Origin of the sequence: Paraburkholderia sp. RL17-368-BIF-A (genome assembly GCF_046054045.1) — a bacterium.
Classification (GTDB): Bacteria; Pseudomonadota; Gammaproteobacteria; order Burkholderiales; family Burkholderiaceae; genus Paraburkholderia; species Paraburkholderia graminis.
Window position 1 is genome coordinate 60,046 of sequence record NZ_JARESN010000019.1, and the last position, 14,575, is coordinate 74,620.

The 14,575-nt window shown below is 62.7% G+C and carries 15 protein-coding genes; 14 read left to right on the plus strand and 1 reads right to left on the minus strand.

All coding sequences use genetic code 11. The annotated features are described in order from the left end of the window. The first annotated feature begins 82 nt into the window (after positions 1-82). Positions 83-1,039 (plus strand): IclR family transcriptional regulator, encoded by a 957-nt coding sequence (locus P0D87_RS26405; protein ID WP_053859781.1) that lies wholly within the window; start codon positions 83-85, stop codon positions 1,037-1,039. A gap of 30 nt (positions 1,040-1,069) precedes the next feature. Here P0D87_RS26405 and P0D87_RS26410 read toward each other — a convergent pair whose 3' ends face one another. Further along, positions 1,070-2,143 carry a porin gene (locus tag P0D87_RS26410; RefSeq protein ID WP_006047382.1) on the minus strand — a complete coding sequence of 358 codons (1,074 nt, stop codon included), beginning with the start codon at positions 2,141-2,143 and terminating at the stop codon, positions 1,070-1,072. 430 nt (positions 2,144-2,573) lie between these two features. Between P0D87_RS26410 and P0D87_RS26415 the strand changes: the two genes are divergently transcribed. Genes P0D87_RS26415 through P0D87_RS26475 form a run of 13 tightly spaced genes read left to right on the plus strand, consistent with a single transcriptional unit; the run spans position 2,574 to position 14,552 of the window. Further along, positions 2,574-2,888 (plus strand): non-heme iron oxygenase ferredoxin subunit, encoded by a 315-nt coding sequence (locus tag P0D87_RS26415; protein WP_006047381.1) that lies wholly within the window; start codon positions 2,574-2,576, stop codon positions 2,886-2,888. A 1-nt stretch (position 2,889) separates the two neighbouring features. Continuing rightward, complete coding sequence (locus P0D87_RS26420) at positions 2,890-3,201, plus strand: recombinase-like helix-turn-helix domain-containing protein (protein ID WP_006047380.1); 312 nt, start codon at positions 2,890-2,892, stop codon at positions 3,199-3,201. 54 nt (positions 3,202-3,255) lie between these two features. Then, positions 3,256-4,335, plus strand: a complete 1,080-nt coding sequence (locus P0D87_RS26425) for an aromatic ring-hydroxylating dioxygenase subunit alpha (protein WP_029967233.1) — start codon at positions 3,256-3,258, stop codon at positions 4,333-4,335. Continuing rightward, the gene (locus P0D87_RS26430; protein ID WP_053859782.1) at positions 4,328-5,095 is read left to right on the plus strand and encodes an SDR family oxidoreductase; all 768 of its coding nucleotides are present in this window, start codon (positions 4,328-4,330) and stop codon (positions 5,093-5,095) included. Before P0D87_RS26425 ends, P0D87_RS26430 begins: the two co-directional genes overlap by 8 nt. Positions 5,096-5,121: 26 nt before the next feature. Continuing rightward, positions 5,122-5,649, plus strand: coding sequence for a cupin domain-containing protein (locus P0D87_RS26435; protein WP_053859783.1), 528 nt, complete (start codon positions 5,122-5,124; stop codon positions 5,647-5,649). A gap of 33 nt (positions 5,650-5,682) precedes the next feature. Then, complete coding sequence (locus tag P0D87_RS26440) at positions 5,683-6,585, plus strand: alpha/beta fold hydrolase (protein WP_053859784.1); 903 nt, start codon at positions 5,683-5,685, stop codon at positions 6,583-6,585. Then, positions 6,586-7,479 carry an IclR family transcriptional regulator gene (locus tag P0D87_RS26445; RefSeq protein ID WP_053859785.1) on the plus strand — a complete coding sequence of 298 codons (894 nt, stop codon included), beginning with the start codon at positions 6,586-6,588 and terminating at the stop codon, positions 7,477-7,479. Further along, entirely contained in the window at positions 7,476-8,288 is an 813-nt protein-coding gene (locus P0D87_RS26450; RefSeq protein ID WP_053859786.1) for an SDR family oxidoreductase, read from the plus strand. Before P0D87_RS26445 ends, P0D87_RS26450 begins: the two co-directional genes overlap by 4 nt. Beyond that, positions 8,281-9,939 carry a thiamine pyrophosphate-binding protein gene (locus P0D87_RS26455; RefSeq protein ID WP_053859787.1) on the plus strand — a complete coding sequence of 553 codons (1,659 nt, stop codon included), beginning with the start codon at positions 8,281-8,283 and terminating at the stop codon, positions 9,937-9,939. Before P0D87_RS26450 ends, P0D87_RS26455 begins: the two co-directional genes overlap by 8 nt. Then, complete coding sequence (locus tag P0D87_RS26460) at positions 9,932-10,762, plus strand: aspartate dehydrogenase (RefSeq protein WP_053859788.1); 831 nt, start codon at positions 9,932-9,934, stop codon at positions 10,760-10,762. The genes P0D87_RS26455 and P0D87_RS26460 overlap by 8 nt, the downstream gene beginning before the upstream one ends. 48 nt (positions 10,763-10,810) lie before the next feature. After that, positions 10,811-12,301 carry an aldehyde dehydrogenase gene (locus P0D87_RS26465; RefSeq protein ID WP_029967222.1) on the plus strand — a complete coding sequence of 497 codons (1,491 nt, stop codon included), beginning with the start codon at positions 10,811-10,813 and terminating at the stop codon, positions 12,299-12,301. A 27-nt stretch (positions 12,302-12,328) separates the two neighbouring features. Further along, positions 12,329-13,294 (plus strand): VOC family protein, encoded by a 966-nt coding sequence (locus tag P0D87_RS26470; RefSeq protein ID WP_053859789.1) that lies wholly within the window; start codon positions 12,329-12,331, stop codon positions 13,292-13,294. After that, positions 13,287-14,552: an NAD(P)/FAD-dependent oxidoreductase gene (locus P0D87_RS26475; RefSeq protein ID WP_053859790.1), complete on the plus strand. Its 1,266-nt coding sequence runs from the start codon at positions 13,287-13,289 to the stop codon at positions 14,550-14,552. Before P0D87_RS26470 ends, P0D87_RS26475 begins: the two co-directional genes overlap by 8 nt. The last annotated feature ends 23 nt before the right edge of the window (positions 14,553-14,575 follow it).

A 14,575-nucleotide genomic window follows, 5' to 3' on the forward strand; every position in this document is an offset into this window, starting at 1 on the left:
CGGACCGCATCAAAGCATAGCACCGCAAAGACGCTATCATGCTGATCTGACCTCGATGAACAGCAGAAAAACGGCAGCCAAGATGGCAAAAGAAGAGCAGACAGGAGCGGCACGCAAGCAGACCAGGCCCCGCGCTGCGGCAGCGCCGGTTTCGCAGGACGATGTCATGCCTTCGGCGCAGGAAAGCGGCGTGGACGAAGACAGCGCCGGTGGCTCGACTTATCTCGTGCCGGGCCTCGAGCGCGGCCTGCGTATCCTCGCCGAATTCAGCGCGCGCGAACCTGTGCTCGGCGCTCCCGAATTGTCCAGGCGCATCGGCATTCCGCGCACCACAACCTTCCGTCTGTTGCAGACGCTCGAGGCGCTCGGCTTTCTCGAACGCGTCAACGGCGACCGTTATTTCCGGCTGAGCGTCGCGGTGCTGCGGCTCGGTTTCGAATATCTCAACTCGCTCGAATTGACCGACGTCGGCACGCCGATTCTCGAACGTCTGCGCGACGTCACCGGTTTGAGTTCGCATCTGCTGATTCGCGATCAGCGCGACGTGGTGTTCGTCGGCAAAGCGCAAACTCATGAGCCCATGTTCAGTTCGGTGAAGGTGCACGTCGGCACGCGTCTGCCCGCGCATGCGACGGTGCATGGCCAGGTGCTGATGGGCGATCTCACTTTCGACGAACTGCGTCAGCTATATCCCGAGCCGCAGCTTGAACGATTCACCGAACGCACGCCCGCGACTGTCGAAGAACTGTACGGACGAGTGCGCGAAAGCGCGGCGCTCGGCTATGCGCTGAGCGAGGCGTCGTTCGAGCGGGGCATTTCAGTAGTGAGCGCCCCGGTGCGCGACCAGAGCGGCAAGATCGCCGCCGCGTTGACGGTCACGATTCCGCGTTCCGATCTCGGCGAGAGCGAGGAGCGCGAGCCGCTCATTAGCGCCGTGTGCCAGGCCGCGCTCGAATTGTCGGAGCGGCTGGGCTATCGTCCGCGCGCGGACGACCCTACCGCGTCGCAGGCTCGCCGCAAACCGGTCACGGCGAGCTAGTTCGGAGGCTTCGAGATTCCGATCTTCCGCTCAGAACGAGTGGTGGATGCCCGTCAGAATGATCGTCTGGTTGCGGCCACTCGACACGCCCGCAGTGAAGAACGCAGCGTCGGTATTCGAACCCGCACGCTCGTAGAGCGCATTCACATACAGTTGCGTCGATTTCGACAACGCGTAGATGTCGCCGATCTCGAACTGCGTCCAGCGGTGCCCGGCGAGCGTGGTAGTCGCGGCGCCGCCCGACACGCTGTTGAACGGCGTGAACTGATAATTCGCGCCGACGTCGTAGCTCTGATAGGTGTCCGAGTGCCCGGCCGACTCCAGTTTCACTCGCGTGTAAAGACCGTGCACGAGCAGCTTGCCGAACTGGTACGACGCGCCCGCGCCCATGTTTTGCACCTTGTCCGCGCTGTAGCTGGCGGCGGGCACGCCCTGGAAACTGGTGATGCCCGTGGTGACGATCGACGGCGTGCGGTTGTGCTCGTTCGCATACGCCGCGCCGGCCTTGAACGGACCGTTCGCATAGCTAAGCGCAAAGCTCAGCGTCTTGCCGGTCGAGAAGTTCGTCGTGTTGCCCAGACCCATCATCGCGCCGACGCTGAAGCCGTTGAATGTGGCCGAGCGAAACTTCACCGAGTTGTCGAACGGCACGACGCCTGTGTCGGCAAGCTCGTCGATATTGCCCGGATGGAACGCATACCAGCTCGCCGCGAGATAGGCCGTGCTGAGCGGACCCAGCACGTCGAAGCTGAACGGCGTCTGATGGCCGAAAGTCAGCGTGCCGATCTTGTCCGAACTCAAACCCACGAACGCCTGCCGATTGAACAGCGTGCCCGCCTTCGCGAACGCGCCGGTGTTCGTGTAAAAGCCGTTCTCCAACTGAAAGATCGTCTTGAGCCCGCCGCCGAGATCTTCGACGCCTTTCAGGCCCCAGCGGTCGGGCTGCATGTTGCCCTGTTCCTCGATCCACTTCGCGTGGCCGCCCACGTTGCTGATGTACGCGATGCCGGCATCCAGGCTGCCGTACAGCGTCACGCTGCTCTGCGCCCATGCGCCTGTCGTTACGCAGATTGCCGTCAAACCGGCTGCAATGATGTGCTTCACCGTTGGTTCTCCTGATCACACGACGCGTGGCTCGGGCCAGTTTCGTCGTCCCTGATCGCTTGCTTTTTGGGTTGATGCAGCTTTGGTCGAGCCGCCAAATCTGCCGCGCTTTATGTTCCACCTATGGGCGTGTGTATCGCCTATGGAAAGTATAGTGACTTCGAAAGTGGTCAAAATAAATTTTCGGTGTCCGTAGAAACCCGAGTCTGGGCTTCGTCGGATGCGCTGGTTTTACGGCCGAAACCGCGCCGGCAAAGCGTTGTGGCCGTGTGTGCCGGTCGGAGCAATGCCGGGCGTGGTCAGTGACCGCCAGTGTTTTCCCCTAACGCTTGAGATTTTTATTTGTCGCGGCTAGAGTCACTCCTATAATTATCCATACACGAACTGATGTTCCTTGTATGGAACATATGGCTTCAGGAGAAGGCGAGAAATGACTGAACAATGGCGCTGCGCCGGCCATGCCGGCGACCTGTCCGACGACGCGCCGCTCGAGTTCAAGCTCGACGGCACGGAAATCGGCATCTACAAGGTGGGCGATGCGCTCTATGCGCTCGAAAACGTCTGTCCTCATGCATACGCGCTGCTGACGCAGGGCTTTATCGACGGCGACACGGTCGAATGCCCGCTGCACGAAGCCGTGTTTCACATTCCGACGGGCAAGTGCCTGAAAGAGCCCGGTGGCCGCGACCTGAAGACGTATTCGGTGCGCCTCGCCGGTGAAGAAATCCAGATCAAGGTGGAATGACATGCGAGAAGTAGCCGTGAACTTCAATCCCTTCCTGAAGCCGTGGCTCGCGCCGCAGCCGAACAACGTCGCCGGCAAGGGCGTGATCGAGAAGCCGGGCGAGACGGAAAACTTCATCTGGCAAACGCGCAAGGCCGAGCCGACGCAATACGAAAACGACTTCGGCGATGCACTCGAAAAAGTTTTCGAAGCCGGCGCGGTGGAGTTGCAGGAAGTCGTCGACGGTTTGAATGGCATTGGCTTTCGCACGCCGGAAGGCAATGCGTGGAACGCCGAACGCCTCGCCGCCGAATTTCGTCTGCTCGCCGAATAAGCGCGCTCTTTCGACCACGCTCACTGCGTCCGCATTCGCATCCGGAGTCTCTTCATGACGTCCCCCGCTACAAGTCAACCCGCAGCCGATCCCATCCAGTCGTATCTGGACCGCGGTCTGCGCAACTACTGGTATCCCGTCGCGCCGAGCTGGCAAGTCGGCGATGCGCCCATCGGCATCACGCGCCTTGGCGATCAGATCGTGCTGTGGCGCGACAAGGAAGGCAAAGTCCACGCGCTCGAAGACCGCTGCCCGCATCGCGGCGCGCGCCTGTCGCTCGGCTGGAACCTCGGCGGCAGCGTCGCGTGCTGGTATCACGGGATCGAGGTCAACGGCGGCGGTACGGTCACTAAAGTGCCGGCCGTGTCGAACTGTCCGCTCGAAGGCCAGAAGTGCGTGAAGTCGTATCCCGCCGAAGAACACGCGGGCGCGATCTTCCTCTGGTTCGGCGACGACGCCCACAAGGAACCCGCTCCGCTGCAATTGCCGGAAGAACTCGTCGGCGACGAATACGCGAGCTTCCTCTGCATGTCGAACTGGAAGTGCAATTACCAGTACGCGATCGACAACGTGATGGACCCGATGCACGGCGCCTATTTGCACGCGACTTCGCACTCGATGGCCGAAGGCGACAAGCAGGCCGACATGCGCGTGCGCAAAACCGAAACCGGTTTGATGTTCGAAAAGGTCGGCCAGCGCGACGTGAACTTCGACTGGGTCGAACTCGGCGAAACCGGTTGCCTGTGGATGCGCCTTGCGATTCCGTACAAGAAGAAGTTCGGCCCCGGCGGCAACTTCGGGATCATCGGCTTCGCGGTTCCCGTCGACGAAAACAATTGCCAGGTTTATTTCTGGCGGACCCGCAAGGTGCAGGGCTGGCAGCGCGACGCGTGGCGCTTCATGTATCGCAATCGCCTGGAAGGTCTGCATTGGGCCGTGCTCGAGCAAGACCGCTATGTGCTCGAAAGCATGGCGCCGAATGCGCGCGAGCATGAGTTTCTCTATCAGCACGATGTGGGCATGACGCGTGTGCGGCGCATGTTGCGTCAGCGCGCGCAACAGGATTTTGCTGCGCTGGAAGCGCATCAGGCGCAAGCCGCCCAAACCGAAGCAGCGGGCCAGAACCATGCATAACGACGCGTCCGCGATGCTCAACGGCCGGCGCGTCCTCGTGACGGGCGGCGCGCGCGGTCTCGGCGCGGCGTTCGTGCGGGCCTTGGTGCAAGCCGGCGCTCAAGTCGTATTCGGCGATGTGCTGCACGACGAAGGACGCGCGCTGGCGGCATCGCTTGCTGGCGAAGGCCATGCGGCGACGTACCTTCCGCTCGATCTCGCCAACCCCGAAAGCATCGCGCAATTCGCCGACCAGGCGGCGACGCAACTCGGCGGCATCGACGCGCTGATCAACAACGCGGCCATCACGAACTCGGGCGGCAAGTTTGCCGACGAGCTTTCCGTCGATACCTGGGATGCCGTAATGAATGTGAACGTGCGCGGCACCTGGTTGATGAGCGCCGCCGCGTTGCCTTATCTGCGTGACTCGGGCCGCGGCAGCATCGTGAACATTGCGTCGGATACGGCGATGTGGGGCGCGCCCAAGTTGCTCGCGTACGTGGCGAGCAAGGGCGCCGTGATCTCGATGACGCGCTCGCTCGCACGCGAATTCGGCGCGCATCAGGTGACCGTCAACGCGATTGCGCCCGGCCTCACCGAAGTCGAGGCGACCGCGTATGTGCCCGCCGAGCGTCATCAGTATTACCTGCAAGGCCGTGCGCTGACGCGTGCGCAAGTGCCCGACGACGTGACCGGGCCGGTGCTGTTCCTCTTGTCCGATGCCGCGCGCTTCGTGACCGGCCAGTTGCTGCCGGTGAACGGCGGCTTCGTGATGAATTGATCTTGTCGAATCGAAAGGAGAAAGAGATGGCGGACGCCGATATCGAACGCAAATCGTGGGACCAACCCGCGGACGCGAGCTTTGCGCAGTGGCTCGACAGCCGCGTCGCGCGCTTTGAAACGCGTCGCTACGACTGGGACGCGCTGAAATTCCAGGCCGACTTCGACCCGAAGTATCGCCGTGCGCAAATGCGCTACGTCGGCACGGGCGGCACAGGCGTCGCCAAAGATTCGAACACAGTGCCCGCAGGCGGCTTCACGTTTTCGACGATGGTGATTCCGGCCGGCAACATCGGCCCGAGCCATATTCATATGGATGTCGAAGAAATTTTCTTCGTGCTGCGCGGCAAGATGAAAGTGATCTGCGAGAAAGACGGCGAAACGTGGGAAGCCGTGCTCGGCGAGCGCGATCTCATTTCGGTGCCGCCGGGCGTGTATCGCACGGAGATCAACATCGGCGAAGAAGACGCGCTGATGTGCGTGATGCTCGGTTCGCCGAAGCCGATTACGCCGACGTATCCGCCGGATTCGCCGCTCGCCGCGCTCAAGCGCTAAGCGCTTTTCGTCAAAACGTCCACGAAGGAAATCATGTCCGCAGTCCCGTCCGCTACCGCCGCAGCTTCACACGCCACGCTCGAAGCACGCGTTGCGCGCTTTCCTGCGCGGCAGGTCGAACTGGCATCGCAGCGCGTGCTGAGTTATCGCGAAGCATGCGAGACGAGCGATGCATTGCCGCTCGTGTTGTTGCACGGTATCGGCTCGGGCGCGGCTTCGTGGGTGCAGCAGTTCGAGGCATTGAGCGCGAGCCGTCGCGTGCTGGCGTGGGACGCGCCGGGTTATGGCGAATCGACGGCGGTTCCCGCCGCTTCTCCCGCAGCCACCGACTACGCAAACGTGCTTTATGAATGGCTGGAAAAGCTCGGCATCGAACGTTGCGTGCTGGTTGGTCATTCGCTCGGCGCGATCATCGCCGGTTCGTTTGCCGCGATGCATCCGCAGCGTGTGGCGGGTCTGTTGCTGTTGTCGCCGGCCGGCGGCTACGGCGCGGCTTCCGCGGAAGTGCGCGAGACGAAGCGCGATCAACGGCTCGCGATGCTCAACGAACTCGGCCCGCAAGGTCTCGCGGAAAAACGCAGCGCCAATATGTTGTCCGCGCATGCAAGCGACGAAGCGCGTGCATGGGTGCGCTGGAATATGTCGCGTGTGATTCCGCACGGCTACGCGCAGGCCACGCATCTGCTCGCCAACGCGGACCTCGCCGGCGACCTCGCGCACTTGAAGGGCCGCTATAACGGCCGGCTGCACATCGCGGTCGGCGCGGACGACACGATTGCGACACCCGCGGCCTGCGAGCGACTCGCGCTCGCCGCGGACACCCAACTGCAAGTCGTGCCACGCGCGGGGCACGCCGGCTATATCGAAGCAAGCGCCGCGTACACCGCGATCATCGACACGTTCTGCCGCGCAAGCGTCGGACAACGGAGCCAATGAATGACGCCCGACACCCTCAACGAGCGCGACGCGGAAGAAGACCGCAACGACAGCAGCGATAGCAACAGCGATAGCAGTTACCGCGTGCCCGGTCTGGAACGCGGCTTGAAGATTCTCACGGAGTTCTCGCCGCGCGAGCCGGTTCTTGGCGCGCCGGAATTGTCGCGACGCCTGAAGATTCCTCGCACGACAGTTTTCCGCTTGCTGCAAACGCTGGAATCGCTCGGCTTTCTCGAACGCGCGGATAAAGACCGCAACTATCGACTCGGCGTCGCCGTGTTGCGCCTCGGCTTCGAATATCTGAGTTCGCTGGAATTGACCGACCTCGGCTTGCCGATCATCGAAGCCTTGCGCGACGAAACGGGTCTCACCGCGCACATCGTGATTCGCGATGGACGTGATGTTGTTTTCGTCGCAAAAGCACAAAGCCACGCGCCGATTTTCAGTTCGGTGAAGGTCAACGTCGGCACGCGCCTGCCCGCATATGCAACGACGCACGGTCAGGTCCTGATGGGCGACATGACGCTCGACGAGTTGAAAAAGCTTTATCCCGAGCCGGAACTTGAACGTTTCACCCGACAGACACCCGCGACGGTGGACGACCTCTACGAACGGATTCGCGACGACGCGCGGCGCGGTTTCGCGATCAGCGAGTCGTCGTTCGAGCGCGGCATTTCGGTTGTCAGCGCGCCGGTGCGCAATGACACGGGGCGCATCGTCGCCGTGATCACGACGACGATTCCGCGCCAGGAGATCGACGCGTCGCTGCTGGACAGCGGTCTGGTCGACAAAGTGCGCCGCGCAGCCGACGAGCTTTCGCAGCGGCTCAATTACCGGCCGGGCAACGGTTCGAATGCGGGCAGCAAATACATGAAGGCATTGGGACTCAAATGATTCAAATCGATCTCAGCGGGCAAGTAGCGGTGGTGACGGGCGGCTCGTCCGGCATCGGTCTCGCGTGCGCCGAACTGTTTTTGAAAGCGGGCGCATCGGTTGCCATCTGCGGCCGCGATACCGAACGTCTCGCGCAAGCCGAGGCCGCCTTGAACGCGCAGTTTCCCGCGGCGCAATTGCTCGCGCGCCGCTGCGACGTGCTGAATGCCGACGACGTCAACGGGTTTGCACAAGCGGTGCAAGCACGCTTCGGCCGCACGGACATGCTGATCAACAACGCGGGCCAGGGCCGCGTGTCGACCTTCGCCGATACAAGCGACGAAGCATGGCGCGAAGAACTCGACCTCAAATACTTCAGCGTGATTCGCCCCACGCGCGCCTTTCTGCCGATGCTGCGCGATGCAGCCAACGGCGGCGCGGGCAACGCGGCCGTGGTCTGCGTGAATTCGCTGCTCGCGCTGCAACCGGAGCCGCATATGGTCGCGACTTCGTCGGCGCGTGCGGGCGTGCAGAACCTCATCAAGTCGCTCGCGGTGGAACTCGCGCCGCAGCGTGTGCGCGTCAATTCGATTCTGATCGGCATCGTCGAATCGGGGCAATGGCGCCGACGCTATGCAAAAGAAGCGCAGCCGGGCCAGAGCTGGGACGACTGGACCGCCGAACTCGCGCGCAAGAAAAACATTCCGCTAGGCCGCTTCGGCAAACCCGAAGAAGCCGCTCAAGCGCTCTTTTATCTGGCTACGACGCTGTCGTCCTATACGACGGGCAGTCACATCGATGTTTCTGGAGGCGTTGCACGACATGTCTAACACAACCACCGTTGGCGAACTGATCGCCGCTTTTCTCGAGCAGTGCGGCGTAAAAACCGCGTTCGGCGTGATCTCGATCCACAACATGCCGATCCTCGACGCGATCCACAACCGCGGCAAGATTCGCTATGTCGGCGCGCGCGGCGAAGCGGGCGCTGTGAATATGGCCGACGGTCTTGCGCGCGTATCGGGCGGACTCGGTGTGGCCTTCACGAGCACCGGCACGGCGGCAGGCAATGCAGCGGGCGCGATGGTCGAAGCACTGACCGCAGGCACCGCGCTGCTGCATGTGACCGGCCAGATCGAAACCGAATATCTCGACCGCGATCTCGCGTACATCCACGAAGCGCCGGATCAACTGTCGATGCTCCAGTCCATCTCGAAGGCCGCGTATCGCGTGCGTTCGGTGGAGACCGCGCTGCCGACCATCCGCGAAGCCGTGCGCGTTGCGCAAACCGCGCCGAGCGGTCCGGTGAGCGTCGAGATTCCCATCGACATTCAGGCCGCCGAAATCGAATGGCCCGCCGACATGGCCGCGCCGCATATCACCACGCTCACGCATTGCAGCGAGCGCGTCGCGCAATTGGCCGAACAACTGGCGAATGCAAAGCGTCCGCTGTTGTGGCTCGGTGGCGGCGCGCGTCATGCGACGCATGCCGTCGAGCGTCTGGTCACGCTTGGCTTCGGCGTCGTGACGAGCGTGCAGGGCCGCGGCGTGTTGCCCGAAGATCATCCCGCGACGCTGGGCGCGTTTAACGTGCATCCGGCCGTCGAAAGTTTCTATAAGACTTGCGATGCGTTGGTCGTCGTCGGTTCGCGTCTGCGCGGCAATGAAACGCTCAAGTACAAGCTCGCATTGCCGCAACCGCTGTATCGCATCGACGCCGACGCGCTCGCCGATAACCGCGGCTATCGCAACGAGATGTTCGTTCACGGCGATGCATCGGCGGTGCTCGAAGAACTCGCGACGCTGCTCGAAGGACGCGTGAAGGTCGATCCTTCATTCGGACCGGATCTGGCCGCGGCGCGCGAAAGCGCAGTCGCCGATGTAGGCAAGGGTCTCGGTCCGTACAAGCGTCTCGTCGACGCGTTGCAGTCAGCGGTGGGCCGCGACTACAACTGGGTGCGCGACGTCACGATCTCGAACAGCACGTGGGGCAACCGCATGCTGAAGATTTTCTCGCCGCGCGCGGGCGTGCATGCACTCGGCGGCGGCATCGGCCAGGGGATGCAGATGGGCATCGGCGCGGCGCTTGCAGGTAGCGCTGCAAAAACCGTGTGCCTCGTCGGCGACGGCGGCCTGATGGTCAACGTCGGCGAACTCGCGACGGCCGTGCAGGAAAACGCCAACGTGATGATCGTGTTGATGAACGATCAATGCTACGGCGTGATCCGCAACATTCAGGACGCGCAATACGGCGGCCGCCGCTGCTATGTCGATCTGCATCAGCCGGACTTCGCGCAGTTCTGCGAAAGCCTGAAGCTCACGCACTACCGCATCAAATCGCTCGATGAAGCCGACGCGATCATTCGCGAAGGCATGGCGAAGACCGGTCCGGTATTGGTCGAGGTGGACATGCTGTCGGTCGGCTCGTTCGCCACCGCGTTCGCCGGGCCGCCGGTCAAGAAAGAGGAGCCGGAACATGCGTGATGCGGGCTACGCGGGGCACCACGCTCCCGTCGACGTCGCGATGATCGGCTTCGGCGCGATCGGCCAGGCGGTGTACCGCTCGGTCGCCGCTGACCCGACGGTGCGCGTGTCGCACGTGATCGTGCCGGAGCGTCATATGGCTTCGGTGCGCGAAGTGGTCGGCTCGACGGTGGACGTAGTGGCTTCAGTGTCCGCATTGAGCAGCCGCCCGCATTTCGCGTTGGAATGCGCGGGACACAGCGCACTGGTCGATCACGTTGTGCCGCTGCTGAAGGCCGGCACGGATTGCGCGGTCGCGTCGATCGGTGCGTTATCCGATATGACGTTGCTCGATGCGTTGTCCGCAGCAGCCGACGAAGGCGACGCAACGCTGACGTTGCTCTCGGGCGCAATCGGCGGCGTGGATGCATTGGCCGCGGCGAAGCTCGGCGGCCTCGACGAAGTGTTGTACACGGGCCGCAAGCCGCCGACCGGCTGGCTCGGCACGCCCGCGGAACAGGTCTGCGATCTGAACGCGTTGAAAGTCGAGCAGGTGATCTTCGAAGGCAGCGCGCGCGAAGCGGCGCGTCTCTATCCGAAGAACGCCAACGTTGCCGCGACGATTGCGCTCGCTGGTCTCGGTCTCGATCACACGACCGTTCGCCTGATCGCCGATCCGAATGTGACGCGCAACGTGCATAGGATTCTCGCGCGCGGCGCGTTCGGCGAGATGTCGCTGGAAATGTGCGGCAAGCCGTTGCCCGACAACCCGAAAACATCTGCGTTGACCGCGTACAGCGCGATTCGCGCGTTACGCAATCGCGCGGCGCGCTGTGTGATTTGAGACCTTGGCCGAATAGTTGAATAGCTGAAGCAAACCGGAATGACCGACATGACTCACTTCGATACCAGCCTTGTGCCGACCGGCGATATTTTTATCGGCGGCGAATGGCGGCAAGGGCGCGGCAACCCGTATAAAAGCCTGTATCCGGCGGACCAGTCGGTCAACATGGAAATCTCCACGGCGAATGCCGACGACGCCCGCGAAGCCGTGGAAGCCGCGGATATCGCATGGCGTCGCGCGGACTGGTCCGGTTTGAAGCCGCATCAACGCGCGCTGACTCTGTATCGCATCGCCGATCTGATCATGGCGCGTCACGAAGCGCTCGCGCAGTTGCAGCGCCGCGACAACGGCAAGCCGATTGGTGAGACGCGCGTGCTCGTGGCGAGCGCGGCCAACACGTTCCGCTATTTCGCGGCGTGCCTCGAAACGCTCGACGAAGAAGTCACGCCTTCGCGCGGCGATTATCTGACGATGAGCGTGTATGAACCCATCGGCGTGATCGCTGCAATTACGCCGTGGAATTCGCCGATTGCGTCCGACGCGCAAAAGCTCGCGCCCGCATTGGCAGGCGGCAACGCCGTCGTGCTCAAGCCCGCGGAAGTGACGCCTCTGACCTCGTTGGCGCTCGCGCGCATCTGCGAGGAAGCGGGCGTGCCGAAAGGCGTGATCAGCGTATTGCCGGGCAAAGGCTCCGTGATCGGCGACGTGCTCGTGCGTCATCCGCTCGTGAAGAAAGTGTCGTTCACCGGCGGCACCGAAGTAGGCCGAGGCATCGCGCGCATTGCAGCGGACAAGCTGATGCCGGTCTCGCTGGAACTCGGCGGCAAATCGCCGACCATCGTTTTCGACGACGCCGATCTCGATCACGCGGTGAACGGCGTGCTGTACGGCATTTTCAGCTCGTCGGGCGAAGCGTGCATCGCGGGCTCGCGTCTGTTCGTGCAGCGCTCTATCTATGATGCGTTCATGAAGCGTCTGGTAGAAGGCGCGCGCAAGTTGCGCGTCGGCGATCCGTCGCGCGTGGAAACGCAGATGGGTCCGCTGATCACGCAGGCGCATCGCGAAACGGTCGAGCGTTATGTCGCGCTCGGTCTTGAAGAAGGTGGACGCCTGCTGTGCGGCGGCGAGCGTCCGGTCGGCGATGGTCGCGAACAAGGCACCTATTTTCAGCCGACGATTCTCGAAGGTCTCACCAACGACGCACGCATCTGCCAGGAAGAAATCTTCGGCCCCGTGCTGGTCGCGATGCCGTTCGACGACGAAGCGTCGCTGCTCAAAGAAGCGAACAACAGTGTGTTCGGCCTCGCCGCCGGCATCTGGACGCGCGATTACAAGCGTGCTTATCGGATCGCCCGCGCGCTGGAAGCCGGCACGATCTGGATCAACACCTACAAGCTGTTCTCGATTTCGACGCCATTTAGCGGCTGGAAAGAGAGCGGCATGGGACGCGAGAAAGGCCGGCTCGGCATCCGCGAATACATGCAGCAGAAGAGCCTCTACTGGGGCTTGAACGACGCGCCGCTGGCGTGGGCTGACTGAAGACACACGATACGCAAGAGGCAGGTTATGACGATTCTCGGCATTGAACAGATTATCTACGGCGTGACGGATCTCGCTACCTGTCGACGCTTTTTCGCGGACTGGGGCTTGAAGGAAGTCGCGCACGACGAAACGCATGCGCGCTTCGAAACGCTCAACGGCTGCACGGTTCTCGCCGTCGATGCCAACGATCCGTCGCTGCCGCCCGCATTCGAAGAAGGTCCGACGCTGCGCGAAGTCACGTGGGGCGTTGCGACTAAAGCTGAACTCGACGAATTGCGCGGACGCTTTGCGGGTCAGCCGGGCCATTTCCAAACCGAAGATGCAGTCGGCTGCATTGATCCCAACGGCATGGCGATTCGCGTTGAAGTGACGCGCAAACGTGCGCTCGATATTCACGGCTCGCCTTCGAACGTGTGGGGCCAAACGCTGCGCGTGGATCAGCCGTCGCCGATTTACGAGCGCGCCGAACCCGTCGAAGTGGGTCATGTCGTGTTCTTCACGAACAGGCTGGCCGAACAGGAAAAGTTCTACCAGGAACTGCTCGGCTTCGAAATGTCGGACCGTTATCCGGGCCGCGGTGCATTCATGCGCTGCGCGCCGCACGGCGGCCATCACGACATTTTTCTGCTCGCGTTGCCGAACGGCAAGCGCGGTCTGAATCACGTCGCGTTCACCGTTCGCGACATCCATGAAGTGTTCGGCGGCGGCATGCACACCAGCCGCTGCGGTTGGGATACGCAACTCGGGCCGGGACGTCATCCGGTTTCGTCGGCGTACTTCTGGTACTTCCAGAATCCCGCCGGCGGCCTGATCGAGTACTACGCCGACGAAGATCAACTCACGCCCGAATGGCAGCCGCGCGATTTCGAACCGGGCCCGACCGTGTTCGCCGAATGGGCGATCGATGGCGGCATCGACGGCAATACGCGTCGGCAGAAAAACGCGAAGGCGCCGGAAGGCAAGTTCATGACGGAGCGCAAAAATGACTGACCCTGCTACTGAAAAGGCGCGAGCCGCGCATGCCGAGCTCGAAACGCCGCGCACGATTGTCGTGATCGGCGGCGGCCAGGCGGCAGGCTGGGTCGTGAAGACGCTGCGCAAGGAAGGCTACGACGGCCGCCTCGTGATGATCGCCGACGAAGTGCATTTGCCCTACGAACGTCCGCCGCTTTCGAAAGCCGTGCTTTCCGGCGAAGCGACTATCGACACCGTGCGTCTCGTCAAGCCCGACGATTTCGACGCGCTGAAGATCGAAGCGTGGCAGCCGGATTGCGCGACGTCGATTGATCGCGAGAAGCGCGTTGTTCGCACGCAAGCGGGACGTGAAGTGCAATACGACCGCCTCGTGATCGCGACGGGCGGCGCGGCGCGTCGCTTGCCGGATGCGCTGGTGAAGACCTCGCACGTGACTTATCTGCGCACGCTCGATGAAGCCGTTGCGCTCGGCGAACGGCTGCGCGCGAGCAAGCGTGTGCTCGTGGTGGGCGGCGGCTGGATCGGTCTCGAAGTGGCCGCGACCGCGCGCAAGCTCGGCGTGGATGCAACCGTGGTGGAAGGCGCGCCGCGTCTATGCGCCCGTTCATTGCCGCCGATGGTCTCCGACTTCCTGCTCGACCTGCATCGTGCGAACGGTGTGGACGTGCGCCTCAAAGCCGCGCTCACGAAGCTCGAAGATCATCCGAACGACGCAAATCGCATTCGTGCAACGTTCGCGGATGGCTCGACTTTGGACGCCGATTTCGCGGTCGCCGGCATCGGTCTTACGCCGCACACGGCGTTGGCCGAAGCGGCGGGCGTGAAGGTCGAGGACGGCATCGTGGTCGATCATTTCGGCGCGACCGACGACCCGCGCATCTTCGCTTGCGGCGACGTGGCGAATCATCCGAGCGCGTGGCTGAAGCGGCGCGTGCGTCTCGAATCGTGGGCCAATGCGCAGAACCAGGCGATTGGCGCGGCCAAGGCGCTGCTCGGCAAGTTTGAACCATACGCGGACATTCCGTGGTTCTGGTCCGATCAATACGACGTCAATCTGCAGATTCTCGGCGACATTCCCGCCGATGCGCAGCTCGCGATACGCGGCGATTTACCGGGCAAGCGCGCGACGCTTTTTCATCTGGAAGACGGCGCGATTCGCGGCGTGATCGCCATCAACACTCCGCGCGAACTGAAGCTCTCGCGCAAGTGGATGAATCAAGGCCGGACCATCGACCTTGCCACACTGACCGACGCCTCAACGGCGCTTGCCTAACCACATCTACGGACGGCACCACG

Coding starts and splice junctions, on each gene's coding strand:
- P0D87_RS26405 (WP_053859781.1), top strand. CDS start 83: ATGGCAAAAGAAGAGCAGACAGGAGCGGCACGCAAGCAGACCAGGCCC.
- P0D87_RS26415 (WP_006047381.1), top strand. CDS start 2,574: ATGACTGAACAATGGCGCTGCGCCGGCCATGCCGGCGACCTGTCCGAC.
- P0D87_RS26420 (WP_006047380.1), top strand. CDS start 2,890: ATGCGAGAAGTAGCCGTGAACTTCAATCCCTTCCTGAAGCCGTGGCTC.
- P0D87_RS26425 (WP_029967233.1), top strand. CDS start 3,256: ATGACGTCCCCCGCTACAAGTCAACCCGCAGCCGATCCCATCCAGTCG.
- P0D87_RS26430 (WP_053859782.1), top strand. CDS start 4,328: ATGCATAACGACGCGTCCGCGATGCTCAACGGCCGGCGCGTCCTCGTG.
- P0D87_RS26435 (WP_053859783.1), top strand. CDS start 5,122: ATGGCGGACGCCGATATCGAACGCAAATCGTGGGACCAACCCGCGGAC.
- P0D87_RS26440 (WP_053859784.1), top strand. CDS start 5,683: ATGTCCGCAGTCCCGTCCGCTACCGCCGCAGCTTCACACGCCACGCTC.
- P0D87_RS26445 (WP_053859785.1), top strand. CDS start 6,586: ATGACGCCCGACACCCTCAACGAGCGCGACGCGGAAGAAGACCGCAAC.
- P0D87_RS26450 (WP_053859786.1), top strand. CDS start 7,476: ATGATTCAAATCGATCTCAGCGGGCAAGTAGCGGTGGTGACGGGCGGC.
- P0D87_RS26455 (WP_053859787.1), top strand. CDS start 8,281: ATGTCTAACACAACCACCGTTGGCGAACTGATCGCCGCTTTTCTCGAG.
- P0D87_RS26460 (WP_053859788.1), top strand. CDS start 9,932: ATGCGTGATGCGGGCTACGCGGGGCACCACGCTCCCGTCGACGTCGCG.
- P0D87_RS26465 (WP_029967222.1), top strand. CDS start 10,811: ATGACTCACTTCGATACCAGCCTTGTGCCGACCGGCGATATTTTTATC.
- P0D87_RS26470 (WP_053859789.1), top strand. CDS start 12,329: ATGACGATTCTCGGCATTGAACAGATTATCTACGGCGTGACGGATCTC.
- P0D87_RS26475 (WP_053859790.1), top strand. CDS start 13,287: ATGACTGACCCTGCTACTGAAAAGGCGCGAGCCGCGCATGCCGAGCTC.